At 47.1% G+C, this 26,416-nt stretch carries 24 protein-coding genes; 6 read left to right on the forward strand and 18 right to left on the reverse strand.

Features of this window, described 5'->3' with window-relative positions:
- Positions 1–269, reverse strand: a 269-nt coding sequence (locus KQI32_RS01745) for a transposase (RefSeq protein ID WP_216423449.1), incomplete at its 3' end; no start/stop codon positions are given.
- Positions 270–391: 122 nt separating this feature from the next.
- The gene (locus KQI32_RS01750; RefSeq protein WP_177691021.1) at positions 392–1,894 is read right to left on the reverse strand and encodes a M23 family metallopeptidase; all 1,503 of its coding nucleotides are present in this window, start codon (positions 1,892–1,894) and stop codon (positions 392–394) included.
- 222 nt (positions 1,895–2,116) lie between these two features.
- Between KQI32_RS01750 and KQI32_RS01755 the strand changes: the two genes are divergently transcribed.
- The gene (locus KQI32_RS01755) at positions 2,117–2,587 is read left to right on the forward strand and encodes a DUF4830 domain-containing protein (protein WP_177691020.1); all 471 of its coding nucleotides are present in this window, start codon (positions 2,117–2,119) and stop codon (positions 2,585–2,587) included.
- A 4-nt stretch (positions 2,588–2,591) separates the two neighbouring features.
- Here the strand turns inward: KQI32_RS01755 and kduD are convergent, their stop codons facing one another.
- The 6 genes from kduD to KQI32_RS01785 form a co-directional block, all read right to left on the reverse strand.
- Positions 2,592–3,350, reverse strand: coding sequence for a 2-dehydro-3-deoxy-D-gluconate 5-dehydrogenase KduD (kduD, locus tag KQI32_RS01760; RefSeq protein ID WP_177691018.1), 759 nt, complete (start codon positions 3,348–3,350; stop codon positions 2,592–2,594).
- Positions 3,351–3,593: 243 nt separating this feature from the next.
- Positions 3,594–4,016, reverse strand: a complete 423-nt coding sequence (locus KQI32_RS01765) for a hypothetical protein (protein ID WP_177691017.1) — start codon at positions 4,014–4,016, stop codon at positions 3,594–3,596.
- An 11-nt stretch (positions 4,017–4,027) separates the two neighbouring features.
- Positions 4,028–5,107: an RNA polymerase sigma factor RpoD gene (gene rpoD, locus KQI32_RS01770; RefSeq protein ID WP_177691015.1), complete on the reverse strand. Its 1,080-nt coding sequence runs from the start codon at positions 5,105–5,107 to the stop codon at positions 4,028–4,030.
- Between the two features lie 52 nt (positions 5,108–5,159).
- Entirely contained in the window at positions 5,160–6,899 is a 1,740-nt protein-coding gene (gene dnaG, locus KQI32_RS01775) for a DNA primase (protein WP_216423694.1), read from the reverse strand.
- A 164-nt stretch (positions 6,900–7,063) separates the two neighbouring features.
- Entirely contained in the window at positions 7,064–8,059 is a 996-nt protein-coding gene (locus KQI32_RS01780) for a deoxyguanosinetriphosphate triphosphohydrolase (RefSeq protein WP_216423695.1), read from the reverse strand.
- Between the two features lie 229 nt (positions 8,060–8,288).
- On the reverse strand, positions 8,289–11,552 hold the full coding sequence (locus KQI32_RS01785) for a copper amine oxidase N-terminal domain-containing protein (RefSeq protein WP_216423696.1): 3,264 nt from the start codon (positions 11,550–11,552) through the stop codon (positions 8,289–8,291).
- A gap of 324 nt (positions 11,553–11,876) precedes the next feature.
- On the opposite strand from KQI32_RS01785, the gene KQI32_RS01790 reads away from it, so the two are divergent.
- Complete coding sequence (locus KQI32_RS01790; RefSeq protein WP_216423697.1) at positions 11,877–12,374, forward strand: hypothetical protein; 498 nt, start codon at positions 11,877–11,879, stop codon at positions 12,372–12,374.
- Positions 12,375–12,621: 247 nt separating this feature from the next.
- On the opposite strand, the gene KQI32_RS01795 is transcribed toward KQI32_RS01790, so the two are convergent.
- The 4 genes from KQI32_RS01795 to KQI32_RS01810 all read right to left on the reverse strand — a co-directional run bounded on the left by KQI32_RS01795 (position 12,622) and on the right by KQI32_RS01810 (position 16,444).
- On the reverse strand, positions 12,622–14,322 hold the full coding sequence (locus tag KQI32_RS01795; protein ID WP_177691683.1) for a DEAD/DEAH box helicase: 1,701 nt from the start codon (positions 14,320–14,322) through the stop codon (positions 12,622–12,624).
- Between the two features lie 198 nt (positions 14,323–14,520).
- Positions 14,521–15,288 carry an ABC transporter permease gene (locus KQI32_RS01800; RefSeq protein WP_216423698.1) on the reverse strand — a complete coding sequence of 256 codons (768 nt, stop codon included), beginning with the start codon at positions 15,286–15,288 and terminating at the stop codon, positions 14,521–14,523.
- Complete coding sequence (locus tag KQI32_RS01805) at positions 15,282–15,980, reverse strand: ABC transporter ATP-binding protein (RefSeq protein ID WP_253290980.1); 699 nt, start codon at positions 15,978–15,980, stop codon at positions 15,282–15,284. The genes KQI32_RS01800 and KQI32_RS01805 overlap by 7 nt, the downstream gene beginning before the upstream one ends.
- Positions 15,981–16,072: 92 nt before the next feature.
- Positions 16,073–16,444 carry a GntR family transcriptional regulator gene (locus KQI32_RS01810; protein ID WP_308167026.1) on the reverse strand — a complete coding sequence of 124 codons (372 nt, stop codon included), beginning with the start codon at positions 16,442–16,444 and terminating at the stop codon, positions 16,073–16,075.
- 169 nt (positions 16,445–16,613) lie between these two features.
- On the opposite strand from KQI32_RS01810, the gene KQI32_RS01815 reads away from it, so the two are divergent.
- Positions 16,614–16,979, forward strand: a complete 366-nt coding sequence (locus KQI32_RS01815; protein WP_216423700.1) for a hypothetical protein — start codon at positions 16,614–16,616, stop codon at positions 16,977–16,979.
- Between the two features lie 90 nt (positions 16,980–17,069).
- On the opposite strand, the gene KQI32_RS01820 is transcribed toward KQI32_RS01815, so the two are convergent.
- Complete coding sequence (locus KQI32_RS01820) at positions 17,070–17,870, reverse strand: M55 family metallopeptidase (protein ID WP_216423701.1); 801 nt, start codon at positions 17,868–17,870, stop codon at positions 17,070–17,072.
- 265 nt (positions 17,871–18,135) lie between these two features.
- Between KQI32_RS01820 and KQI32_RS01825 the strand changes: the two genes are divergently transcribed.
- A complete protein-coding gene (locus KQI32_RS01825; protein ID WP_216423702.1) occupies positions 18,136–19,206 on the forward strand; it encodes a hypothetical protein in 1,071 nt (356 codons plus the stop codon).
- A 276-nt stretch (positions 19,207–19,482) separates the two neighbouring features.
- Here KQI32_RS01825 and KQI32_RS01830 read toward each other — a convergent pair whose 3' ends face one another.
- From KQI32_RS01830 to KQI32_RS01845, 4 genes are all read right to left on the reverse strand, one after another.
- Positions 19,483–20,244 (reverse strand): DUF975 family protein, encoded by a 762-nt coding sequence (locus KQI32_RS01830; protein ID WP_216423703.1) that lies wholly within the window; start codon positions 20,242–20,244, stop codon positions 19,483–19,485.
- A 251-nt stretch (positions 20,245–20,495) separates the two neighbouring features.
- Positions 20,496–21,092, reverse strand: coding sequence for an S-layer homology domain-containing protein (locus tag KQI32_RS01835; RefSeq protein ID WP_216423704.1), 597 nt, complete (start codon positions 21,090–21,092; stop codon positions 20,496–20,498).
- A 553-nt stretch (positions 21,093–21,645) separates the two neighbouring features.
- Complete coding sequence (gene fabV, locus KQI32_RS01840) at positions 21,646–22,824, reverse strand: enoyl-ACP reductase FabV (protein ID WP_216423705.1); 1,179 nt, start codon at positions 22,822–22,824, stop codon at positions 21,646–21,648.
- Positions 22,825–23,075: 251 nt separating this feature from the next.
- A complete protein-coding gene (locus KQI32_RS01845; RefSeq protein WP_216423706.1) occupies positions 23,076–23,318 on the reverse strand; it encodes a helix-turn-helix domain-containing protein in 243 nt (80 codons plus the stop codon).
- A 105-nt stretch (positions 23,319–23,423) separates the two neighbouring features.
- On the opposite strand from KQI32_RS01845, the gene KQI32_RS01850 reads away from it, so the two are divergent.
- Positions 23,424–23,756, forward strand: a complete 333-nt coding sequence (locus KQI32_RS01850; protein WP_216423707.1) for a hypothetical protein — start codon at positions 23,424–23,426, stop codon at positions 23,754–23,756.
- Between the two features lie 108 nt (positions 23,757–23,864).
- On the opposite strand, the gene KQI32_RS01855 is transcribed toward KQI32_RS01850, so the two are convergent.
- Positions 23,865–24,857, reverse strand: a complete 993-nt coding sequence (locus KQI32_RS01855) for a diaminopimelate dehydrogenase (RefSeq protein ID WP_216423708.1) — start codon at positions 24,855–24,857, stop codon at positions 23,865–23,867.
- Between the two features lie 471 nt (positions 24,858–25,328).
- Here KQI32_RS01855 and hrcA point away from each other — a divergent pair, with 471 nt between their 5' ends.
- The gene (gene hrcA, locus KQI32_RS01860) at positions 25,329–26,378 is read left to right on the forward strand and encodes a heat-inducible transcriptional repressor HrcA (protein WP_216423709.1); all 1,050 of its coding nucleotides are present in this window, start codon (positions 25,329–25,331) and stop codon (positions 26,376–26,378) included.
- Positions 26,379–26,416: the final 38 nt, after the last annotated feature.

Genomic DNA, 26,416 nt, shown 5'->3' on the forward strand with positions numbered 1-26,416 from the left:
TATGCGATGTTCATGCCAATCTCCTGCATGGTACGGCGCAGCGAGGGGATGCCGTACAGGTGCTGGATGAACACAATTTTGAACAATACCACCGGGTCAATGCTGGGACGGCCGTTGTCGCGGCTGTAAAGCGCATCCACCAAGTCGTACAGATGCGTAAAATCCACCGCGCTGTCAATCTGCCGCAGCAGATGCTCCGACGGAACCAGCTCCTCCAAACATAGGATTTCTACTACATTTCTGCGCAATTCCTGCTCTTTTGCTAGCACACGCCGTCCCTCCCCAGTCTTTCTTATCTTTATTTTACCACACATACGCAAAAAAGCCCAGTGTATACTGGACTTTTTCGACAGGCTGACCTATCGAAAATATATTTTCGATAGGTTTTATTTTAATTCATATAGTTTGCCGGGTTCAGCGGCGTTCCGTTTTTACGGATCTCAAAGTGCAGATGCGGTCCTGTGGAATTGCCGGTATTGCCAACTCTTCCGATAAATTCCCGCTTTGCAACCTTCTGCCCGACGGAAACATTGATAGAACTCAAATGTGCATAATAGGTTTCATAACCATTGTCATGTCTGATTTTGATCAGCTTGCCGTATCCTCCGGCCCATCCAGCGGAGATAACCGTACCTCCGTCAGCGGCGACAACGGGTGAACCAGTTGCTCCTGCCAAGTCAATTCCGGTGTGTGTAGAACCCCATCTGGATCCGAACCGGGATGTCACGATTCCGTTATAGGGTGTTGCAAATGTTCCTGTGGAAGCCGTGGAAGGTCTCTCTTTGGTACCCACTCTTACAACTGCAGTAACCGGCTCTTTTACAACGGTCTCCGCAATTGCAATTTTGCTTACCTCAATGCCGTTTTCCTTTATGATTTCGTATTCCACTTCTTTTTCACCAGGTACGCCTTCCGTTGTCACAACAGACACGCCCACATAAGCGTCCGGGTCATCCACTTTTTCTGTTTCATAATCAAAAGGTTCGGTTGCTTTGAGCCGTTCCTTTGTCTGCACCTGCAGAAGAGGCGTTGTCTCGGTCACAAAAATTTCCTGACCATTCTGCAACAGTTCCGGCTTTACATCCGGATTGTATGCCATCAGCTTTTCCATTGTGGTATTGTACTTTTCTGCTAGGGAATAGAACGTATCCCCCTCCGCAATGACATGCTTGATTACTTCGTCTTTCGGTGCTTTTAAAGCGGCTAAGGCATCTTCCTGATTCTTCATAAAATCAGCTTTCACCTTGACGCTTTTCACCTCAACATTTTTATTGAATGCAACGGTATCTTTTTCCGTGTTCTCATTGACAAATTCTAATTTGTAAAGCTCCAGTGCTTCCTTTGCCTGAGCCTCCGTGGACAATGCCACAACCAGACTTCCGTCAACATAAATTCCGTATCCGTCCAGCCGGTCGTCAAATGCCGCCACCAAGGTTGTCTCAACCTCTTTTTCATCCTGAACCATATCCTGGTTCGCAAGGGTCAGTTCCACTTTCACTTCGCTGATCGGCTCTTCGGTTCCCTTGATGACCTTCAGCGTCTCCACTGCCTTTTCACAAGCCAGCTGTGCATCTTCCTTCTGGGATACAACCCCCACAACCTCGCCGTCCGCCACAACACGGTAGCCGATGGTCAAATTGCTTCCGAGAATTCCGCAGACCACAAAAAAAACAATCATCCCGGAGGATACCGCGTACATGGTACCGGCTTTTACTTTTTTCGCCTTGTCCGCAACCTTTTCGTGAGCGATGAGAGCAAGCACTTTTGTTTTTCCTTTTTCAAACACATTTTTAAGGCCATCCACTGCGGCTGATTCCCTGATTGCCTTAAAAATGTTTTCTATATTATGTTTCGTATTGTCTTTGCTTTCATCTGCGTTCTTTTTGAACAGCAAAGAATCACCTACCTTTTTCCTTATTGTATCATATTTTTCAGAAATGATACATTGTTACTCTTCTGTTACTGAAATGTTACAAAATGATTTCACAAACGCTATTCTACTACAATCCATCAAAAAAATCAACCCCTAACCCTATTAATTTGTTATGAATTCATAATTTATTCATATATTGATAGAGACGGTTCCCTTAGATTTTGTAAGAAAGAGAGGGGTTTTATGTTTATCCTGAATATCACGAAAAATAAATTAATTGCATCTGTCTGCGGGGTCGGAGCTCTCGTTCTGATTCTGTTCTTCTGCCTGAGCGGCACCTTTTCTGCAACGGATCAAACCGTGGATCCGTTTGCCATAGAAGATTCGGACTGCGCACGCAGAGCATTTATTGAAAGCTATGGCATTGCGCTCTCTCCCAATCCCCCGGCGGTTGAAAAGGCTGACATTCCCGAGGAGTTTGACGAAAGTTATAAGGATTATGAAATGCTGCAGAATGAAATGGGGCTCTCCCTCTATGATTACAGAGGAAAAACCCTCACAAAGTACACCTATGAGATGACCAACCATCCGGAATCCTATGTCATGCCGGTCTATGTAAACCTGTTTGTGTATCACGGCCGGATTGCGGCGGCGGACGTGTGCGCGCCAAACCTAAAAAACGGATTTCTGAAAAGCCTGGAATATTTCCGCTGAAAAGCTATCTCGCCAGAAAGCCGCCGTCAACCGCAATGGTAAAGCCATTGATATAATCCGCCGCGGAGGACGCCAGGAAAACCGCTGCGCCTCCCACATCCTCCGGGGTTCCCCACCTTCCCTGGGGTATCCTCGACAGTATCTCGCCGCTGCGCTTCGGATCCTCCTGGATTGCCTGTGTCATTTCCGTGGCCATATATCCCGGTGCAATCGCATTCACATTGATGCCGTATTTTGCCCACTCGTTGGCCAAAAGCTTTGTGATGCCCATAATTCCGCTTTTGGCCGCGGTGTAGGAAGAGACATGGATCCCTCCCTGATAGGACAGCATGGACGCTGTATTGATAATCTTTCCTGAAATTCCTTTTTTAACAAACTGTTTTGCCGCCTTTTGGGACAGAAAAAAGGCGGCTTTCAGATTGATGTTCATCACATCGTCCCAATCCTTATGTGTAAATTCCAGTGCGGGACTTCTCCGTATAATCCCTGCATTATTAATCAGAATATCAAATGTTCCGTAACGTCCAAGCGTTCTGTCTATGATCTGTTCCCGGTTCTCCTCCTCGCCTACATCCAGCTGAATGGGGAGAAAACTTCTTCCTAGGCCCTCCACAATCTCCTTTGTCTCGGATAAGTCGGAGGTTCCCACTCCGGCAATATCAGCCCCTGCTTCCGCCAAAGCCTTCGCCATTCCCTGTCCGAGCCCCCTTGTGGCTCCGGTAATCAATGCGGTTTTTCCTGTCAGATCAAATCGGTTGTTCATATGCTCCTCCTGTAAAGCGTTTTCCGCTCCGGAAAACGGCAAGTCCGCTTGGCGCACTGTTTTTTGAAGCAAGCAACCGCGCGCAAATCCACGTAGCTGTCCATGCTGTAAAAAAGACTGCATCAAAATGGTGCAGCCCTGTCAAAAAAATGTTTTTGCAATGCGCTTCGTATGGCTCACTGTCCCGTTAAAAACATACCGCCGTAAACGGCTTACGGGAAATCCTCTCCTCATCCGGTGCGTTTATTTTCCTTTTAAATATTGTGCAATGGTATAGCTTAGCCCATCCCGGTATTCTCCGTTTTTTTTCGCGCTTATGTAGCGCCGGTTGGTATTGACAAACGATTTGATATTAAAATCATTCATTCCAAGGCGCGTCAGACTGAACAGGACAGAAAGCCCAAGACCGAACAAAAACATAAAATAGGTCTGCTGCGAAAGCAGAAAATACAAAAGAACAATGGCGGCAAGCAGAAACAAGCCCCATACAGAGATATGAAACGCATATCTCTTTAAAATGGCCTTCTTTTCGGTGACAACTCCTCGTTTATATAACTTATTTGTAAACGGAATCCCAAAAAATATTGCATTCAGAACGGGTACAGCACTCATGTATCCTGCCACAAAACCCAACACGACAAAAATCCAATGCGTGATATTTTCCAACAGAACGCCTCCTAATCCAAATAATCCTTAAGCTTTTTGCTGCGGCTGGGATGGCGCAGTTTGCGCAGTGCTTTCGCCTCAATCTGCCGGATACGCTCCCTTGTGACGTTAAACTCTTTTCCCACTTCTTCCAGTGTCCGCATTCTGCCGTCATCCAGCCCGAAGCGCAGTTTCAGCACTCTGGCCTCTCTCGGCGTCAGGGTTTCCAGCACGTCCTTTAACTGTTCGCTCAGCAGGGTCGAGGAGGCCGCTTCCTCCGGCGCCGGTGCGTCGGTATCTTTGATAAAATCGCCCAGATGGCTGTCCTCCTCCTCGCCGATGGGCGTTTCCAGAGAAACCGGATCCTGTGAAATTTTCTGAATCTCCCGGACTTTGTCAATGCTCATGTTGAGCTCTTTGGCCAGTTCCTCCGGGGTTGGCTCCCTTCCAAGCTCCTGCAACAGCTGACGGGATACCCGATGCAGTTTATTGATGGTTTCCACCATATGCACCGGAATACGGATGGTTCTTGCCTGATCCGCGATGGCTCTGGTGATCGCCTGGCGGATCCACCAGGTTGCGTAGGTGGAAAATTTATATCCTTTTGTGTAATCAAACTTTTCCACGGCTTTCATAAGCCCCAGATTTCCCTCCTGGATCAAATCCAGGAAGAGCATTCCCCTTCCTACATAACGTTTTGCGATGGAGACAACCAGCCTCAAATTCGCTTCCGAGAGCTTCTGTTTTGCATACTCATCGCCCTCAGCCATTTTCTTTGCGCATTCAATCTCTTCGGAAAGGCTCAAAAGGGGTACTTTCCCGATATCCTTCAGGTACATACGGACATGATCGTCGATCCCTACGCCCTCCGACGAGATGATCTCCTCCATATCCTCCGCTTCAAATTCAACTTCCTCCTCCCGTGAAGAGTCCTCGCCTGTGATCTCGACACCCATTTTTTCCAGACGCTCATATATTTTTTCAATATCATCCACGCCGATGTCAATGTCATTCAGCTTATCGTTGAGTTCCTCCAGCGTGATTTTACCCTTTTTCTTGGCAAGCTCCAGCAGCTCTTTGATGGCTGTTTTCTTGCTCACTGTCTTTGACATCTAAATACTCCTTTCAAACAAAAAACCAAGCGATTGCATCCGAAAAGGTTTTTTATTCGTCTACTATATTATTTCTATATTTTTTCAGCAATTCGTCCAGATCCGCAAGATCCTTGGATTCCAGCATTTTCATCTTGTCGAGAATCCCCTCCATATTTGCAGTCAGCTGGCGGAGGGCAAGCAGATCATCGTCATACTTTACCTCCTTTAGCATCAGCCTGGCCGCGGTTCCCTGCTCCTGGGGCTCCAGCATGGATATGGCGCTGTTTGCGTCAGTAACCGGATTCTGTACATCTTTTAAAATGCGGTACAATTTTTGATAAACCGGATTGACAAAGACAGATTCCTCTATCCTTGTCCGCTTTGCCAGGTCAGGACGGTTCAGCAAAATATATAAGATTTCCCCCTGCGCATTTTCCAGATTTCTCTTCATGCGCTCCTCTTCCGTCATATTTTTTAATTTCTGATATTGTTTTTGTTCTTCTTTTTTCCGGATTCCGGTAACCTTCGCGCTGGTCTTCTTTTTCAAGTCAGATCGGATCACATCCTCGCCCAAATTGAGCTCCGAAGCAAGCTTTTTGATGTAGAGCTCCTTCTCCAGCGGATCGTTGACCTTCATCAGCTGAGCGACGGCACGTTTCGCATAAGCCACCTTGCCCTCAATGGAATAGGTGTTTACCTCCTGCTTTTCCTTCTCCAGCATATGTTCAATATACGGTTTCGCGCCCGACAAAATATTCTGAAAATATTCCTCGCCGTATTTTTTGAGAATTTCATCCGGATCCTTCCCGCCGGACAGGATGGGAACTTTTACTTTAAGCCCTTCCCGCAGCAGGATATCACCAGCTTTTTTCAGCGCTTCCTGACCGGCATTATCGCTGTCATAGCACAAAAGAACCGTGTCGGTATATTTTTTCAAAAGCTTGGCGTGATCCTCACAGAAAGCCGTTCCCAACGAAGCAACCGCATTGGTGAATCCATACTGGTAGAGGCTGATGACATCCATATAGCCCTCCGCCAGTATCAAATAGTTTTTGTTTTTGCTTTTGGCAATATTTAAGGAAAAAAGATTCAGATGTTTCTTGAATACCAATGTCTCCCCTGTGTTCAGGTATTTTGGCATGGCATCCCCCATCACCCGGCCGCCGAACGCGATGATATTGCCTCTCAAGTCAATAACCGGAAAGATAACCCTGTCCCGGAAGAAATCATAATAACCGTATTTTCCCTTCGCGATCAATCCGGCACTCTGCATCTCCTCTTCCCGATAGCCCTTGGCCTTCAAATAACGGATTAAGGTATCATTCCCTTTTTTGGCATAGCCAAGCCCATAGGTAATGATGGTTTTGTCGGCAAGCCCCCGATCCCGCAGATAGGAGAGGGCGGCCTGTCCATCTTTCGAATTTAAATTCGCATAAAAAAACCGGGCGGCTTCCTTATTCATGTCATAGATTTTTCGCTTCAGCGCAATCTCCTGCGGGACAGCCTCATTTTCCTCCGGCAGAGGGATATTCGCCCGCTCCGCCAAAAATTTGACCGTCTCAACAAAGTCCAGATGCTCCATCTTCTCAATAAACGTGATCACATTTCCGCCTTCATGGCACCCAAAGCAGTAATACAGCTGGTTCTCCTTTGTTACATGAAACGACGGTGTTTTTTCGTGATGGAACGGACACAGCCCCACATACCGGTTTCCGCTGCGCTTCAAATCCACATAAGCCCCCGCAACCTCAACGAGATCATTGCGATCCCGCACTTCCTGCAAAAAGCTTTCGTCAAAAATGACTGGCATAATATACTCCTACTTTTTTCATTCTGAAAAACACATATATATAATATTCGACAAATTCCGCAAAAACCCTTTAATTTTCCCGTCTGCGAACAGATGATCTACATATTGATAGAAATAACCGGCCGTTTTTCGGCTCTTATTTGTATATTCTGCACATATTCTTTTCAGCACATCGACTGCGGAATAAAAATTTCCTGATAGATCTGCAGTGCATAGCGGTCTGTCATTCCAGCGATATAGTCACAGACGATGCGCTCCACCGGCTCCGTCTCCAGCATCCCGATATACTCTATTGGCATTTTCTCCTTATTCCTTACAAAATATTCATATAAATCCGAAACAACATGTCTCGCGCGAAATTCCAGCTCGACCAGCAGCGGAGCACGGTAAACCCGCTCAAACATAAAATTTCGGAGCCCCATCATTGCCTGGTAAATCTCCCCGCTCATCTGGATGTCCTGCCTGCCATAAGAATTTCCAATCACATCCATCACCATATTGTTGATCCGCCATTTATGCGTATCCCCTAAAACAGCGATAAACTCCTCCGGAAGATCGGTCCTTGCAATCATCCCCGCACGGATTGCGTCATCGATATCATGATTGATATAAGCAATCCGGTCAGCGAATTTCACGATTCTTCCCTCCAGAGTAGAAGCCTGGTTGGAGCCGGAATGGTTGACAATGCCGTCCCTCACCTCATAGGTTAAATTCAATCCTTCTCCGTCTTCCAGGCGCTCGACCACCCGAAGACTTTGCTCATAATGTTTAAAACCACAGGGAGTGATCTCATTCAAAACCGTTTCCCCGATATGGCCGAAGGGAGTATGCCCCAGATCATGCCCCAAGGCGATCGCCTCAATCAAATCCTCGTTGAGCATCAGGCCGCGGGCGATGGTCCGGGCAATTTGGGCGACTTCCAGTGTATGGGTCAGCCTTGTCCGGTAATGATCCTTGCTGGGAGCAATGAACACCTGGGTTTTATGCATCAAGCGGCGAAAAGACTTCGCGTGCAGGATTCTGTCCCGATCCCTTTGAAACTCCGTCCGCAGCGGATCCTTATCCAGCGGGAACTTCCTGCCTTTGCTCTCCTTCGCCTTGGCCGCATAGGGGGAGAGCAGCTTGTATTCCCTCGCCTCAAGATTTTCCCGTAAATTCATTGCTCACGCTCCGTTTCGATTGATTTTTTCTTTTATACTATATAATTTCGCCGTAAACGCCAAAATACCTTTGGACACATTATATAATTTTGTGCTATAAAAATATGCATCTTGCACAAATTGTTTTTTTAAAACATTTTTCAGAATGAAAAAGAGCTGCCGTTCCTTGGCAGCTCTTTTTCCGTTTTCCCTAATCTATTTACATTGACAGTACAAGCTTATTTAAAACTTATTCAAAATAAGAAACGATTTTGTCTATGACAGCTTTATCCTTGTCTGCGTCCAATACCTTTCCATCGGTGATGACAATCAGACCCCGATCATCCCAGAATACCTCTTTGTCCAGCGCTTCCACCACCGCGCGCAGGGGAAGCATGGTTCTATCGTTTTCTGTGATGGCCGGCACATCCAGCGTCACTTTCTCATTGCCCACCTCCATCACGGTGTCATTGATCCGGATTTTGATTTCCTTGCGCCCCTGTGAAATCGTAACCGTCTGGGTTGCGTCGTCCCATCCAACCTTCGCGCCGATGGATTCCGAGATAAACCGGACAGGAACCAAGGTTCTGTCATCCTTCGTATAAGGCTTCACCTCCGCATTGTTGGCGTCCACCGGTACCTGGAACAGGTTGACATAGGCGTTCGGATGGTCCAGATAAAGAATCACGGATTCCTTCAGGGTTGCCGGTTTCTCCGCTTCACCGCTGGTTTCGGCGGCTTTGTAGAAGGCGGGTTCCGCCACATATAAACCATAGACGGCATTAGAGCTCGAAACGTACAGATATGCCGTCATGCTGACCGCTTCGTCTGGAATCAGATCCGAGGGAATTTCGATCTCCAGATCCTGCCACTTATCTGCGCCGCTGATATATTTTCTCGCGGTATCCTCACCAACCTTATTGCCGTCTTTATCAAAGAACCGGACATAGCTTCCCATATCAATCTTACCATATGCTTTTGGGTTTTTGGGATCCAGACTGACATCCTCCGCTGTCTCCGCCTGTTCTGCCGGAGTGTTGTAAACTTTCGCTTTGAACAGATAGGTATCCTTTTTGGTATAAGTACTGTCGAACTTTACGGAAGGAACCGGCAGAATGATCTGGAACCCTTTCTGCGGCATCTGAACCTTCAGCGCGTTTTTGCCATCCTTCTCCTCCAGCGCAATGCTCTGCGGGAATTGATCGAAATTTGCCTCTTTGCTCTGTCCCTTGACACCGTAAGCAACTTTTGCCGTTGCTTTGTCGTCATTGGAAATGCCCGAGAAGGTGACGACTTTCGTTTTCGCGTCCCCGTTGGTTCCGTCACTCAGCTTCATAAAACCTGGATCCTGGAATCCAAAATTTTTGTAAGGCACCCTCTCATACCCGTTGCCTGGTTGGGAGGAGCCTGTATCCACATTCAGGTATGCCTTGTCGTTGCCGTCCATCCGCAGGGCCATTTTATACAGGGTAACCCGGTTGGATGAAGTGAAATAGATATTCCCGTTTTCGCTGACCGTCATATATCCAATCCCTTCCGGATACAGCCGTTTTGCTTCCTTGGTGTTCACGTCAACGATATTTAATACTTCACCCGTGTTGGTCACCATCACATGGTCGTTGATCCATTCGATGGCATAGGGCGAAAACCTCTGGCTTGTCACTTTGTGCTCATAATCCTTGAGCTTGATTTCATCGGTTACAGCAAGGGTGTTTGTGTCAATTTTAAAGATGGTGCCGCCGGAAGCGCCCCACAGTGTGCCGTCGGAAGAAAATGACAAATCTCCGATGTGCATCGCGTCGGAACTGAGTCCTTTAATTTGAGGCGTGACTTCCTTTTCCACCTTGCGCGTTGCCAAATCAAACCGGAACAGCTTCGCCTTTGTCTGAGTGGGATCAATCCCCAGACCGCCCCAGATTGCTGTGGAACCATAAATTTTCCCGTCCTTATAAGCCAGACCGATGATGCTCTGTTCTTTGATCAATCCCTGATAAACGTCAAATTTTTTGGAAGCCGGATCGTAGATGGTCAGCGCACCGTCCAGAATACCATAATCCGGCACCGAGGAAATGGCTGCAACCTCTCCCGCTTCAATGACCTTAAAGGGCCGGTCCTGCTTATCGGTGGAAAGAGTGGTAAGCTGTGTTTTTTCCAGCGTTTCAAACGGCTTTTCACAGTTGACGCTCCAGATATTCGCACCGGGATAGGTGCAGACGATAAAATCATCTCCGACCTGTCCCATTCCTTCCACCTGGGAGCTTGCGATGGTGGTCTTCTGGTGTGTGGTATCATCCAGGAAAGTCAGAACAGGTCCCATATAAGCACCGATGGCGATGGTGTTGGAGCCCTTCATCCCCGGCTCCATGGAGCGCACTTCAATCGGCTGGGGCGCCGCATGGGACGGCACATCTTCATAGGTACCTTTCTCCATATTAATATAGGTTACATTTCCGTTGGACTGAACGGTACACAACGTTTTACCCGGCAGATCCGGTGTGTTGAATTCGATCCATTTGGAATTCCGGTTTGTACTTCCCGGTATTTCGGTTTTCTCATATTTTTCGGTTTTCAGATCAAACGCCCACAGCTTGTTATCGGCACGGTTGTGCGTGTAAATCTTTCCGTTTAATTCGGGAGAAACATAAAATCCGTTGCTCTTCACAAACTGATCTTCATTGGTCAGCCATTTGTTCTCACTGATTTTATAGACTGCGGTGATCGAGCGCTTTTCGCTGGAAGTGAAATTGATGAACAAATAGTCTCCCGCCGATGTGATACCTCCGCTGAACGCTTTGCAGTATTCTCCGCTCGGCAGTTCAAAATTGGGCAGATATTCCACCTTCCCGGTTTTCATTTCGATCCGGGCAAAACGGGGGGTATCCGCATTGTTTCCACAATACATGTAACCATTGTGAATCTCCTGGTTGCGGACATATTTCTCGCCGGCAAACACGGAATCATTAAACACCTCAAAACTGCCGGAAGCCACATCATATTTCATGACCAGCGCACTGGGATAGGTACCGAAATAGACATTGTCCTTCTCGTCAAAGCTCACGTCATACAATGCGGTCTGAACGGTGCCGTCCGGCGCTTTGATTCCGCCGAGCCGCTCCAGCTTTTTGGTTTTCGGATCATAGCGAAACAGTGAGGCCGCCGACTGGGTCGCAATATAAACGTTTCCCTTGGAATCTGTCCCATGGGACCAGCAGTTTTTCGCACCTGCCAGCAGAAATTCCCGCTCCACCTTCCGGTCGTCCAGATTATAGACAACAAAGGAAGCCGGTTTTCCTGTCACTGTGCTGTACACCATGTTTTTGCCGTCCTCCACCCCGAACGTGCAGTTAATGAACTGGGTGTTGGTGATAGGATATCCCAAATCGACTGCCTCCGAGACAAACATCCCATTGAGATCCGTACTTTTGTAGTCCGCCGCAAACGCGCTGAATCCTGCTGAAAGCAGCATGGCAAGGCAAATGACCAGTGATACGGACTTCTTCCAATTCTCTCTCATTTCAAATTACCTCCTTTTTGTAACTCTATTGTATCATGGTTTCTCCGCTTTTCCTATATTCAGATTTTTACAAATCATTTTTTTATTTTTATCATCATTCCACAATTATTTTTATATTTTACAAGCGGGATTAGAATAATACAATTTAGACACAAACCCACCGATTCTGTATAAAAACGACACAAAATATCCCGAAAGGATCCTTCCTAGGCATTATCCGACAAAGAACCCTGTATTTTTTCCAGAATTTTATACCAAAATGATGATTGCAGTTTCCTATTGTTTGTAGTATAATCGTTGTGATTAGCGAAAGGGGATGCTTTTTTGTATATCAAATATATTGTAAAGAACCGGCATAATTTTGCGGTGACTTTTGTGGTTATGCTGTTTCTTTTTATTTTCCTGGTGGCTATGGTGGACACAATCAATATCATTCCGTTTCCCATCGTGAAGCAGCTGTCGGTGTTTGTGTATGTGGTATTTGTGGTTTACTACATCATCCGTTATGTTTTGACGACCTTTTCTTATACCCTGATAGACCGCCAGTTTGTGATCATCAAATCCATTTCCCGCTATCACGACACGCCCCTGATCGACATCCCGGTAGAAAATATCCTTTTGATTTACCGTGCCGGACAGAAGTGCCAAAAGAAAAGCCAAAGAAAGCATATTGACAATATGACGGTAAGCCCCTTTCCGGGAAATAACTGCATCATCGTCTATAAGGACGGAAAGTTTATACGGAAAATGAAAATCGAATATAATGAGGATTTGATTCATGGTTTTTCCCATGTGCTTGGCGAGGATAAAGTCCGGGTATAAATTTTTTCCGAAAGACGGTAGGTCTGTCTCACGAATTGATTTTTTGAATATACAATTTTTTCAATAAGGGCTTGCCCCGTTATTCAACGAGGACAAGGGCACTGCATAGCAGTGCCGCAATCAGCGGGAGATTGCACTCCCGCTGATTGCGGATATGGAACCCGCTGCCTTAAGAGGCGGGTTCCATCTTTCCCGCAGTTATAATAAAACAAACAGGAGGCAAGGATATCCTTGCCTCCTGTTTGTTTTATCCTTTATATCTTCTTTTCTGAGGACGGTTTTTCCCGTCTCTCCGCCCGCTGCTGTAACCGCTTTTCTCCTGGGGTCTCTTCACATCGGAAACGACTGTTTTGGTTAGGATCCCTTTGATTTTACAGCCGTCCAGGCTGCTCACGATATTTTCCCGGTATTCCTTGGGGACCTCCACAACCGTGTTGTTATCCAAAATCGTGATATGCCCTATCATATTACCCGGAATCCCTGTCGCTTGCGTGATTGCCCCCACAATATGGTTGGGTGCAACCTGCTGTTTTCTGCCGATACTGATAATGATATCCCCCATCTTAACCCGTCTTGTCTGTGTTCCGCGGCTCATGTCCATCCGCGGCTTTTTCTGATCCAGGCTGATAACCTTTTTCACCGACAGCTTTTTATCTTTTTTCATCAGCATGCGCACCATGGCGGCCCCCAGCTTCGCGGAATCCCCCACCTTATCCAAAAGCTGCTGATACACTTCAAAATAATCGGGCCGGATTTCCTTTTCTGCTTTTTCCACAACCCGCTCCATAAATTTCTGCAGATTATACTGCTCCATCTCCTCATAGGTGGGAAGCTCTTTCTTGACAATATCCGCTTTGGTCATTCGCATCAGATCCCGCATGCTGTAAAACTGCTTGCGCCCCGTAATCAGGGTGTAAGCGCGGCCGGATTTTCCGGCTCTGCCCGTACGGCCAATCCGGTGCACATAGTATTCCGTATCCTGCGGAAGATCAAAGTTGAACACCGCGTCAATGTTATCCACATCAATTCCCCGTGCCGCCACATCGGTGGCAACCAGAATATCGATCTGCCCGCTTTTAAACAAATCCAATACCTTTGTCCTGGAGGCCTGTTTCATATCCCCGTGCAGTCCTTCTGCACGGTAGCCCCGCTGTTTCAGTTCCGCGGAGAGATCGTCCACCATGCTTTTGGTGTTGCAGAACACCATGGAAAGCTTGATGTCATTAGCGCTGAGCAAACGGGTCAGCGCCTCTATCTTGGCATCCTTTGGCACATCATAGTAAAACTGTTCAATGGTGGATACCGTCATCTGCTTTCTCGCAATCTTAATCAGCTTGGGATTTTTCTGATACTGCTTGGTGATCGCCAGAATAGCCGGCGGCATGGTTGCGGAGAACAGCACGGTCTGCCGTTCTTCCGGAACGTCCTTCAAAATGGTTTCGATATCTTCACGGAATCCCATATTGAGCATCTCGTCCGCTTCATCCAGCACGACCATCTTCAAATTCTGTGTTTTGATGGTCTTCCTGCGCAGGTGATCCATCACCCTGCCAGGCGTTCCGATAATAATCTGCGCGCCCTTTCTCAGAGCGGATATCTGATGGCCAATCGGCTCGCCGCCATACACGGCAAGCACCTTGATTCCCTCTTTGTATTTCAGGAAGCGTCTTATCTCATCACAAGACTGCATTGCCAGTTCTCTCGTAGGACACAGGACCAAAACCTGCGTGTCCTTTTTGTTTCCCGCGTCAATCGACTCAATCGCGGGAATTCCGAAGGCTGCTGTCTTCCCGGAACCGGTCTGGGAATGCCCGATGACATCCTCCCCTTCCAGTATCAGCGGGATGGTAGCCGACTGAATCTCAGTCGCCTCGGTAAAACCGATTTCCCGGACAGCCTTTTTTACTTCGTCCGAGATATTCAGTTCTTCAAATTTTACTTTTTCCATTCTAAACCTCTTTCATTTCCTTATCCGGGGCCGGATCGGAAGCACAGCACAACCATTGCCTCCCGCCGTTCTTTCTACGGCCGGCAGCCCCTCTTCTATTTGAACCTATTGTTTCTCACACAAAAAACGGAGATGATACCATCTCCGTTAAAAACATAAGCATGATTTTATATATTATACCACAGGCAGAATATTATGTCAAGCTAAATTCAAATGTTTTTTCAATATAATCCTTGTGGCGAAGTAGAAAGCAACCGCTTCGATGAAGCTTAAGATATTGGCGCCGGTAAGAATTCTCATTCCCAGATTTGAGTTTATGGCGGGGGTATCTATCGTCATCCCAAGGCCAAAAACCAGGATAAGTTCAAGAATATTGACAGCAATATTGATCAGAATAAACGCCACTACCGCAGCGGCAACTCGGTTGTTGGAAAACGGCGGAAGCTGCCCGATGGCAAGAGAAGCATAAATCATCAGAATACTTCCCAAAGCACTTAAAAGAAACGCAACCATAAACTGAATAATCACTCCCATATAGTTTCCCTCCACCGCTGCCTGGAATACCTCCTTGACGGCGTTCAGAACATCCTGCCACGGGATAGATGTCTGCCATAGCAGCACGACAAAGGTCACGACTCCAATCGCACAGCTTGCGGCCATCCACAGGAGAGTCACCAAAAGCTTCGACCAGATCAATTGATCCGCGTTGACCGGCAGGGTAAACATCAGGTATCCCTCGCTGGACAGCAGGTTCTTATAAAACCGTGTGACCGTCAGCACGAGCGTCACTACCACCAATGCGATAAACAACCCGAATAAAGTCAGAAACCCAATCAGCATGCCATATTCAAATTCAAAAGACAAAAACGCTTTGTTGACCAAAGCCAAAATGATAATCGCCCCATAAAGCGGTAAAAAGGTTCTGGCGGTCGCCTTTAATTCATATTTCAATAACTTTCCTAACATTTGAATACCTCCCGGAACAATTCATCGATCGATTTGCCCTTTTCTTCCCTTATTTCATCCACGGAACCGTTTAAGGCAATGGTTCCGTACGAAAGAAAAATGACATCGTCAAATATTTTCTCCACATCCCCAATCAGGTGCGTGGACAGAATGATGGAGGCTCCTTCGTTATAATTGCTCAGGATCGTCTTTAAAATGTAATCTCTCGCCGCGGGGTCGACTCCGCCAATTGGTTCGTCCAGCAGGTAAAGCTGTGCTTTTCTGGACATAACCAATATCAGCTGTACCTTTTCCTTGGTCCCCTTGGACATTGTCTTTAACTTGTCATTGATGTCAATATTCAAATCCTTAAGCAGCTCCCGGCATTTATAATGGTCGAAGTCCGCATAGAAATCGCCGAAGAAGGAGATGATATCCCTCACCTTCATCCACTCATTCAAATAGGTTTTTTCCGGCAGGTAGGAGACGATCTTTTTGCTCTCCGTCCCCGGCTTTATTCCATCGATCCGAACTTCCCCTTCACTTGGCTGAATCAGACCGTTCATCAGCTTCATCATGGTTGTCTTGCCGCTTCCGTTGGGTCCCAGCAAACCGATGATCCGCCCTTTTGGTATCTGCAGGGAAATCTGATCCAAAGCCTTCTTTTTCCCAAACTCTTTTGTCAGATTATCAAACTCCACAATTGATTGCATCTTTTTCTCCATTCCGCCGCTGTACCCCGGCTTTTATTTCTCTATTCTCCCCTGCCGGCACAGAAAATGGCAGGTGCTTTGGGCAGGAATGCCTATGCGCTTTCCCGGTCTTCCAGATAGACCGAAACAATCTCCTCCAGTTCTTTCGGGGTATAGCCCATCTGAAGCAGTGCCTCCAGCGTTTCCTTCATCTTCTGCGTCGCCACCTCCCTGCGGATATTTTTGATCATTTCTGCATCCTCCGTCACAAATCTTCCATTGGTTCTCTGTGCAAAAAGCAGCTCGTGGCGCTCCAGTTCCGAAAGCGCTCTCTGCACTGTGTTGGGGTTCACGCCAGCTTCCTGCGCGATCTCGCGGACAGAAGCAATCTTTTCCCCAGGTTTCCAGTTTCCCGAGATGATCTGCATTTTTATCTCATCCACAATCTGCAGATAAATCGGGGTATTGTTGTGAAAATTCCACACCTGCAAAGCCTCCTTTGTACTATTGTATTAACCATCTAATACAATAATACATCAAGCCGCCTTTTTTGTCAACAACTTTTTTCATATTTCTTTTTTTCTCTCATAAGATAGCATAGAACGCAAACATGACCTGCACTTGTCAAATTCCCTAATGCGCAGGAAAAAAGGGGTGGTTATTATAGGCTTTCAGAAAATGCATCCGGAAGAATTCGTCATATTAGCGGAGATTTTAGGAAATCTCTCTTCCCTGGACTTGCCGTATAATCTTCAGAATACAATCGGTAACTGGCTGCAGCTTCTCGGACAGGTTATAATCACCTTCAACGGTCAGCAGCAATATTTTGAGCAGGGGCCCGGCAGGGTTTTCAATACCAAAAACTTTAATATAGACAATGAAAGCTGCCCGCAGAACCAGTCGGTCTCCCAAAGCGATTTTACAAGCCTGTCGCAGCAAATGGAAGCTCTTCAGACCGGAATCGATGAATTGAAAAAGAGGCTGGATGCACTGGAGAAAAAGCAGTCCCCCGGCCTATAGCATGGCATCCGTTTCCTCGCGGATTTTTCATAAAATATTTTAAAAGCGCGTTTCCGCCGCCGGAAACGCGCTTTTTCTATCTCTCCAATTTTACAGTCTGACCAGAATGTCTTCCACTTTTTTTAATTTTCCCGTCCGGGTATACCCGTCTTTGAAAGCAAAGGGATTTCCGTCCATATCAATACTTTTGGCATGCTTTGCTGCGTCTATCCTTCGGTAGCGGATCTCCACATCAACCGGTCCGGGAATGTCAAAGCATTTCATTTCAGCCAGCCTTTTGACCGCGTTCTGAACCCCTGCAAAAATCTCCTTGACCACCGTCTTGGGATGCTTGGAAACAATCCGGGTGTAGGCGAAGGACTGCTTGGTCTCGACCGTTTCGATCCAGGGCAAAATGCTTTTTGCTTCCGCCACTCCCTTGTCATCGCTGGAAACAAAAATAACAGGTACCCCATAAGCTCCCGCCACAGCGGCATCCAAACCAATTTCGCCCAATTCCATCCCATTCACCTTGATATACTGATAGGCAACACTGGAATAAGTATGGGCGAGAACCGCGTTCTCCGCGGAAGCCCTTGCATGGTATCCGATCAGCACAACGCCGGCAAAACTGTTGTCCAGTATGGGGTAACGGGTGTCCACGGTGGCTCCTATTCCGATTTTACACCTCTCGTCCAGCAGATCATAATCCAAACTGCAGCCTCTTCCATGGTTGTCCCAGACAATCACTTCCTCCGCACCGCAGGCAAACAGGGCTCGGGCGGCAGCGTCCGCTTCCCGTGTTGCCTGTTTTCTCACCGAAGCGATATTAAAGGAATCCTCCACTCCCCCGCCGAAGGGACCGTAAGCGCAAGCGATTCCTTCCATGTCAACCGCAACAACAAATTTCATATTCCTGTCACTCCTTCTTTTTCCGTATGCAACACATATTTCTTAAGGCGTCTTTTGCAAACAAAAGCATTTTATCTTGTTATAGCACACTGTTTCGAAAATTTCAATGGATTCCAAAACTTTTATACAATAGTCCAAAAACACAATCGTTTTTTCCTATTTTCAAACAAAAATTTCCAAAAAAGTATTGTGAAAATCAGAAAACAATGTTAAACTATACTCAGGTAGATTCATTCACTCTCCCATTTGGAAAGGAAGTGTCTTTATGTTTCGGAAAACAAGCGTATTTCTTGCCGTTGCTGTGTTTCTGGCCTTCCTCGGAGGATGCCCATCCGGCGACGAGCCTTACCGAGAACTCTGCGAACTGCTGCTGCGGAAGGACGGAACCTATCATTTTCTTGGTTCTGTCACCGGAATGACTCCGGAGCAGGTCATGCAGGCGGCCGGCTTATCTGAAAATGAAATCTTTCGCGATGATTCTTCCACCAGAATACGAAAAAATGAGCTTCTGCATGTTATGGGGATTGAGTTCATGACAATCTGGAACTTTGACGGCGAGGTTATGACAGAGGGTTTGCTGGCCGCTACGTTTCAGGACAGGAGAGCATATGAATCCGCGCTTTCGGTAATCGCCGGCTTTGCCGCGCAATGCCTGCCCAAACCGGACTATGGATCGATAGAAAATCTGCTTGCCGCACAATGGCAGGAGGGTTGGGAGCCGGATGCACCCCAGTGGAAGGATTATTCCAGGGATACAGGCTATCTCCAGATCTGTGCTGCCGATCCGGAAAAAAACCGCTTTTTCCAAGAGTCCGGACAGTACAGAATTTTGATAAAATACAGCTCATCGGTCTATTCGGTGTTAAATCCAGCTCCCTATATCCAGCCTTCCCTGTGGGCGACGCTGGCACACCCGGACGGCACTTACCGTTTTCGAGGTACAAAGGCCGGCATGACGCCTGAAGAAATTCTCCAGCTGGAAAAAGCAGAGCGGGACAATGTGGATATAACCCTTTGGCTGCGATTCCCCAAAATCTATTTCTCGGATATCGGCATTGCTTTGAGCCCCTTCTATTACTTTGATGAAAATGATAAGCTGTCCCAGGGCAGCTATGTGATTTCTCCCATCATGAAAGAGGAGTATGATACGATCGAAACAAAAATCAAACGTTATCTGGAAAAGAACACCTTTGATTTGCCCGCACCAACTGATTTTTTCTATGTGCCGAAGCTCTATCCAAAAAAACCCATCCGCAGACGGGAAAATCCCGCCCCGGATGGAAGCACCCTGCATTTAGACAGCTATGGCATCATGCAGGTAAGCGTCAACTATTGAGCGTTTACCGCACATATACCCCCCTGTCCCACTACTACAGAAACGTTCTGCGCTGCCCTGTCTCTTATCCCGCCTCCCTAAAAAGCAAGCGTGGAATTTGTCAGATAGTAAAAAAGTTTTTCATTCTGAAAAACGCAGCCGCGCTTCGCACGCTGTTTTTTGAAACATGCAATTGCGCACAATTGCGCGCAATTTCCTATGTTATAAAAAATCGTCATGGAATGAACCATGACGATTTTTTCTTCCTATCTTTTCCCTTTTTAAGCCTTTTGTATCTTACCCCTCCGAAGTGTCCCGAGGAAGCTGCCCCTCTCCGTCTCCCGACGGCGTCAATGACCTCTCCCTCTCCTCAGCGATAAGGTGATTGTAAAACGTACACTCCGCAACGTACATATACGGCACGACAAAAAGTACGCCAATCCCACAGGTCACCATACTCAACAGGATCCATCCAAAAAAGCTCAGCTGCAGGAGAATCAGCTTTAATTTATTTCCTTTCATGAGCCTCCAGGCAGTTGTGTAGAGCTTTCCTGCGCGGATTTCGGGATTGTCAATGATAAGATAAAGCATTGGCATAAACCCTGCAAGCAGAACGGAAATGCCGAACAGAACGCCTGCTATCGGAACAAGCAGTCCGTAAGCCAGCGCTGCGGTGCCGTTCTCCGCCATATACTCGGAAAACCAAAGCATTCCGCTGTTCATCAGATAGCCAAGTACATTGACCGGTATGTAATACAAGAGCGCTTTCAGATAGTAGTTCGACGCGTCAAAAATACATCCAACGGTCGGAACGTCGTCCCGGCTGTAGCGCAGCATTCCCAGCCGCAGTCCGAGATCCAGAAAGCTCTCCAGAAAAATCAGAAGAATCATTGTGATGATCCGCGCAGCTTTTGCCTCCGCCAGATAGATTTGCAGGCCATAAACAACGCCGTTAAACAGTGCGTAAAACAAAGTCAGTATGACAGCAGTTGTCCAGCGGCCGCCTAGCATATCCAAGCTTTGACTTTTTATCTCCCCAATAGAAGGTTTTATTTTCATTCGGTTTCCCCACCCGTTCTATATTGTCAATGTTGTCATTATATCGCAACAACGCAGGCGGCTGTTCGTCGCCGTAGTATTGCGGTTCAATCGTTCTCCAAACGTCTTGGCATTTTTAATGCCTTAGAGGTTTGTGAGGTTATTATACCACAACAACGAAGGCGGCGGAATGTCGCCGTAGTATTGCGGTTCAATCGTTCTCCAAACGTCTTGGCATTTTTAATGCCTTAGAGGTTTGTGAGGTTATTATATCATGTTTGAGGGATTTTTGCAAACACGGTATTGTATACAAGCATCGCCACTGTGCCCCGGGAAGCGGTTTCCCCTATCTTCCCCTTCGCGCGGATGGTCATATTGATTCTCTCCGCCTGCTCCAGATATAAATTCGGATAGGCATCCGGCACTTTTTTGATATCCTCACCATACCCCAACGCACACACCAGCATTTTCACAGACTGCTCATAGAGCACGTCCCCGTCCGGCGCAAAAGTACCGTCCCCATTGCCGTCGACAACGCCCACGGACTTGGCCACGGCAATGTATCCGTTGGCCCAATGGGTGACCGGCACATCTGAAAAACCCGTATTCCACTGTGCGGAAGCCTTTGCAGCCTGCTCCATACCCATGCAGCGCACCGTGATAGCCGCTATCTCCGCCCGGGTAATAGGGTCGTCGGGACGAAAGGTGTGATCGTCATAGCCTTGCATCAGCCCTAGGTTGTGAAGGACAGCCGCAGCTTCATACAGGTAGCTTGACGGATCCATATCCGTAAACAGTCTCTCCTCCGCCCGGGCGCCCCAGGGCAGACAGAGCAAAAGACACAATAGGAATGCAGTAAACCGTTTCATTTTCTCCGCTCCTTCCATTTTTCTGCTTTGTCCACATCATAGCACATCCCTGCTCATTTTACAAGAAGACGGATTCTTCCACTGTCCGGGAAGCATCAGCCGTATCTACTTCAGTGCGGTAATTGATAAGCATTAGGGAGTCGAACGCAATATGGTTTATACAGGCAAATGTTCCGCAATTCCGTGTCAAAATGCTCGCCAATCCGTCAGGATTGCCTGCGCTTTTTCCTTGCCTTACGAAAAAATTTGCTCTGTAAAAACTCTGCGACCCTGCACGCAGAGAAATTTTCGTTTTTTCGGTGCGTAAGGGGGAAGCAAGGCTGGCGCCTTGCAAGACCGACAATTCGAAAAGGCGGGAATTTATCAAGTGCAGGGCATATTGCCTTCGACTCTCTAATGCTTAAACGCACAGAACAGCGTACAAAGTACATTTCCTTTGTTCTTTGCACGTAATAACTCCGGTTTCACGGCTGCTCCTGATCCGTCCCTGCATGGCATCCTGTCATTTCTTGTCATGCAAGGGACGGCTTATGATAGGATCGGAGCAATCAATTTAAGAGAGACTGGGAATTTCCACCTCGGGATCGGTTTCCTTCTCATAATCAATCCCCTCGACGCGGAACCCGAACAGGTTAAAAAAGTCGTCCCAATAGCCTTCGATATCCGACAATTGGCCCACGTTTTCGGTTGAGACATTGTCCCAAAGCCGCGCCACCTCTTGCTGGACATCCTCCCGCATCTCCCAGTCGTCGGGGCGCAGACGCCCCTCCTCATCCGTAAGCGGCGGCTGGGCAAACAGCTTGTCGTGAAACATGCGGTAAATCTGCTCCATACAGCCCTCGTGAATTCCCTTCTCCTTCATCACCTTGTACAGAAGGGCGATATACAGCGGCACAATAGGAATCGCCGCGCTGGACTGGGTGACCAGCGCCTTGTTGACCGAGATATACGCTTTGACGCCGTTTCCCTTTGCTTCGATTTCTTTGGAGGTTTCAAACAGATGCTTTTTCGCCATGCCGATGGAACCCTCCAGATACATGGGATGGGTCAGCTCCGGTCCAATATAGGAATAAGCGACGGTAACCGCGTTTTCCGCCAGCACACCCGCTTCGGAAAGGGCGTTCATCCAATCCATCCAATCCTCGCCGCCCATCACCTTCACAGTATCGTGAATCTCTTGCTCCGTGGCGGTGGGCACGGTGATCTCGGATATCTCATTGGTGCGCAGATCGATGGTTTTGTTGGTATATTCCTCCCCCACGGTTTTTAAGACGGAGGAATAGACGGTGCCGTCCTCCATCGCGCGGCGGGGTGCGGCCAGACTGTAAACCACCACATCAACCTTTCCCATATCCTTCTGAATGAGGTTGATCACCTGCTGTTTGATCTCCTTGGAGAATGCATCCCCGTTGACGGTTTTCGCGTAAAGCCCGTCCTCTTTGGCGCAGGCTTCAAAGGCGGCGGTGTTATACCAGCCGGCGGTTGCCGTGCGCTTGCCGGAAGCCGGCTTGTCAAAGATAACACCGATGGTTGCGGCATTGCAGCTGTATGCCAGCGCAATCCGGGAAGCCAAGCCGTAGCCCATAGAAGCGCCGATGATCAGCGCATTCTTCACCTCTTTGCATTTGGGCATAGCCTTGGTATATTCGATTTGATTTTTCACGTTCTGACGGCATCCCTCCGGATGTGCCGTGGTGCAGATAAACCCTCTTGTTTTTGGCTGAATGATCATGACATGTCACCTTTCGATACCATTTTTTTGTTTCATTTATTTTATCACAAAAATTCCTGCAAAACAAGAGATAATCTATGTTTCCGGATTTTTTACAAAAAGAGGATCGATCGATTTGCCTTCAAAATCGATCGATTTTGAAACAAAGGAAAGGAAAGTAAAGTAAAGGAGAGGAAAGAAAAAGAGAGAGCGGTCTTTTCCGACCGCCGTCCCTCTCTCGTTCGTCGCTGTATCATCGCTTTGTTCTTTTTCTATTTGATTTCCTGCTCTAACGCATCAAACTCCGGTGTGCTGAAAAACTCTCCCAAAGTGATTTCCAATCCGTCACATAATTCTTTGATTGTCAAGATTTTAGGATTTAAGCTTTTTCCGTAAAGAATATTTTTCAAAGAGGATGGCGGAATCGCTGAAAGATTTGCCAAATGGTTAATTGTATAGCCCTTCTCATTGCATAGCTGTAAAATTCTATTGCGCACTGCTGTAATCGTGTCCATATATTTCACTCCTTTTTTCTTTATGATAAGTAAAAAAGGTTGAAATTATAGGCTATGCATGCTACTATATAGACTATATATAGCCTATTTTAGGAGGAATATACAATGTACCAAAAAATTCTGTTTATCACAAAAAAATCTTTGCATCCGGAGGAAGCCAAAAAGATAGTCGATTCTGTGATAGAAGAAGGCTTCAACTATTTTATCTGCTATGCGAAAACCTGGACGGATATCTATATTATCCAAGCCTTAAAACAATATACCGGTGTTATTATCGAATTGGTTTGCTCGGATAAAAATTTGAAATTATCCCCAGACCTTCAGCAAATGTTATACAAAGGCTGCAATGAATTTTGCCTGATTGAAAATATTGCCCGAAACGAATTTGAACAATTGCGTTATTTAATAACAAGAGTGGACAGGGTTTATAAAATATAGAGAAAGAAGAATTCAGGAGAACGAATTTTATCCTTACGAAGGACAGAGAGCAAAAAAGAGTACAAAAAAGGGCGTGCCGCAATGCACGCCCGATAAGGTCCTGTTCTATTACAGAAGCTCTTTTCTCAGTTCCTCGCCGGATTTGGGAGAAAGATAGCTAAGCGGAATATCAAAAACGGAGAAGCCTCCGCTTTTCCCTTCCTTGGAGAGGCGGTAAGCCGCTCTCGCATATGCCACCAGCACACTGGAGGTAAACTCGGGGTTGCTGTCCAGCTTCAGGGAGAATTCCATCAGATGGTTATGTTCCATGTCCGCGCCGGTTTTCCCGCTGCGGATCACAAAACCGCCGTGAGGCATCTTGCTGTGATTCTTTCTAAGCTCCTCCTCGCTGATGAAATATACCTTGGTGTCATAATCCGCAAAATAGTTGGGCATTTCCTTGATTTCAAACTCGATCCGCTTTTTGTCCGCGCCCTCCTCGGCAACCACATAGCACTCCCGCAGATGTTTCTGACGGGTTTCCAGATCGATATTTTTACCGCTTCTGGCGGTTTCAATAGCCTCTTTGATCGGCACGGTATACTGAATGGCATTCTTCACGCCCTTCACCCGGCGGATCGCGTCGGAGTGCCCCTGGCTGACTCCTTTGCCCCAGAAGGTATAGTCCTTTCCGTTGGGCATGCAGGCGCCGAAGAGCATGCGGGAAATGGAAAACAGTCCGGGATCCCAGCCCACCGAGATAATTCCCACATTGCCGTTTGCTTTTCCATTTTCATCGATCTGAGAAAAATATTCCGGAATTTTGGCGTGGGTGTCAAAGCTGTCCACCGTGTTGAACAGCTTCACCATCTCCGGCCCCTGCTGGGGCAGATCGGTTGCGGAGCCGCCGCATAGAATCAATACATCAATCTCGTCCGGAAAGTTCTTAAGATCCTCTATTTTATACGCTTTTGTATTGGGAATTTTCAGTTCAACCTGCTCCGGCGCGCGGCGGGTAAACACCCCTTTCAATTCCATATCGGGATTCTGGTTCAGGGCCAGATGTACCCCTCTGCCCAAGTTGCCGTAACCCACGATTCCTACTCTGATTTTATCTGACATGTAAAAAACCTCCTCTGTTTGCTCGTTCTATATTGTTAGTATACTGTATTTCCAGCATTTTTGCAACAGATTTCTACTTTTCCTGCATTTCTTAATGTTTTATTTACAAATTTGTATTCATTTTGAAAGAAAAGACGTTTTTTGTGGATGAAAAATTTCATTTCCCGGATTCGTTCATAAATCATTTACAGAATTCCCCTTGACAAACAGCGAAAAAAGTGCTATTTTAGGTCTAGATTAGCAATCAACGAACGAGAGTGCTAACAAAGAGAAGAATAAATCGTCTCTCGCCTGTCATTCCGAGGAATCTCACGGCGGAAATCCTTGGCGAGTGGCAGGGCGATTCTTCACTCCGTTCAGAATGACAGGGTGTGGAAACAAACCGGATAACAGGGGCTTGTTCCTGCCGCAAAGGGCGCAGAGAACAAAGCGCTCTGTTCTCCTGTAAACTGTGTAAAGGAGGATGCCATTATGGATTTAAACGACAGAAAGTCACGGATTTTAAAGGCTTTGGTGGATTACTATATCTCCACAGCGGAACCGGTCAGCTCCCGGACGATCTCCAAAATGGATGAGCTGAACCTATCCTCCGCCACCATACGCAACGAGATGGCTGACCTGGAGGACATGGGTTATCTGGAACAGCCCCACACATCTGCCGGCAGAATCCCCTCCTATCTAGGGTACCGGGCTTATGTAGACAATCTGATGCGCAAATATCTGGTAACCCTGAATGAGTTTGCCGAACTGCGCAGACAGGTCAATCACAAGGTGGAAGAACTGGACTATTATATTAAAAAGGTATTGGATATCGCCTCCAAGCATACCAACCTGACCGCCATCGCTATGACGCCCGACTTAAAGAAGGGCTGCATCAAGCGGTTTGAGCTGATGAAGATTGATGCGCATTCGTTGCATCTGGTGCTGATCACCGACTCGGGATTGGTGAAGAGCAAAACCCTCCGTCTCGAGGAGGAGATTACCGAGGAGTTCGTGCTCTCCCTGCGTGACGTACTGAACGAGGTGCTGGCGGGCGTTCCTCTGGAACAGCTGGGCATTCAGAATGTGGAAAAAATTCTTCAGCGGCTCTCCGGCGACAAAGATCTTCTGACCTCCATCATTGATTTTGTCTATTTCACCGTCAACGAGATGAATGAAAACGAAATCCTGTTAAGCGGGCAGAACAATATTCTCTCCCTTCCGGAGTTTAAGGATGTCAAGAAGGTGCAGGGATTCTTTGAAATATTGGACGACAAAAAGGAAGTCAAAAATATCATCACCAAAAATATCAAAGCCGAGAATCTGAATGTGGCTATCGGCAAGGAATCCAGGGTGGAATCCATTGAGGATATGAGCCTGGTGGTATCCACCTACAAAATTTCCGACGGTATTTATGGCGCCATCGGGGTAATCGGCCCCATGCGGATGGATTATTCCAAAGTGGTGTCCTCTCTGGAGGCCATCACAAAAAATTTAAATGAAGGTTTACTCAAGGATTATTATGGAAACAATAGTGAATAGTGCTTTCCGTCAGAAGGATAAGCAGAAAGGATGTTAGA

The organism is Acetivibrio sp. MSJd-27, from assembly GCF_018918095.1.
Lineage (GTDB): Bacteria > Bacillota > Clostridia > UMGS1840 > HGM11507 > HGM11507.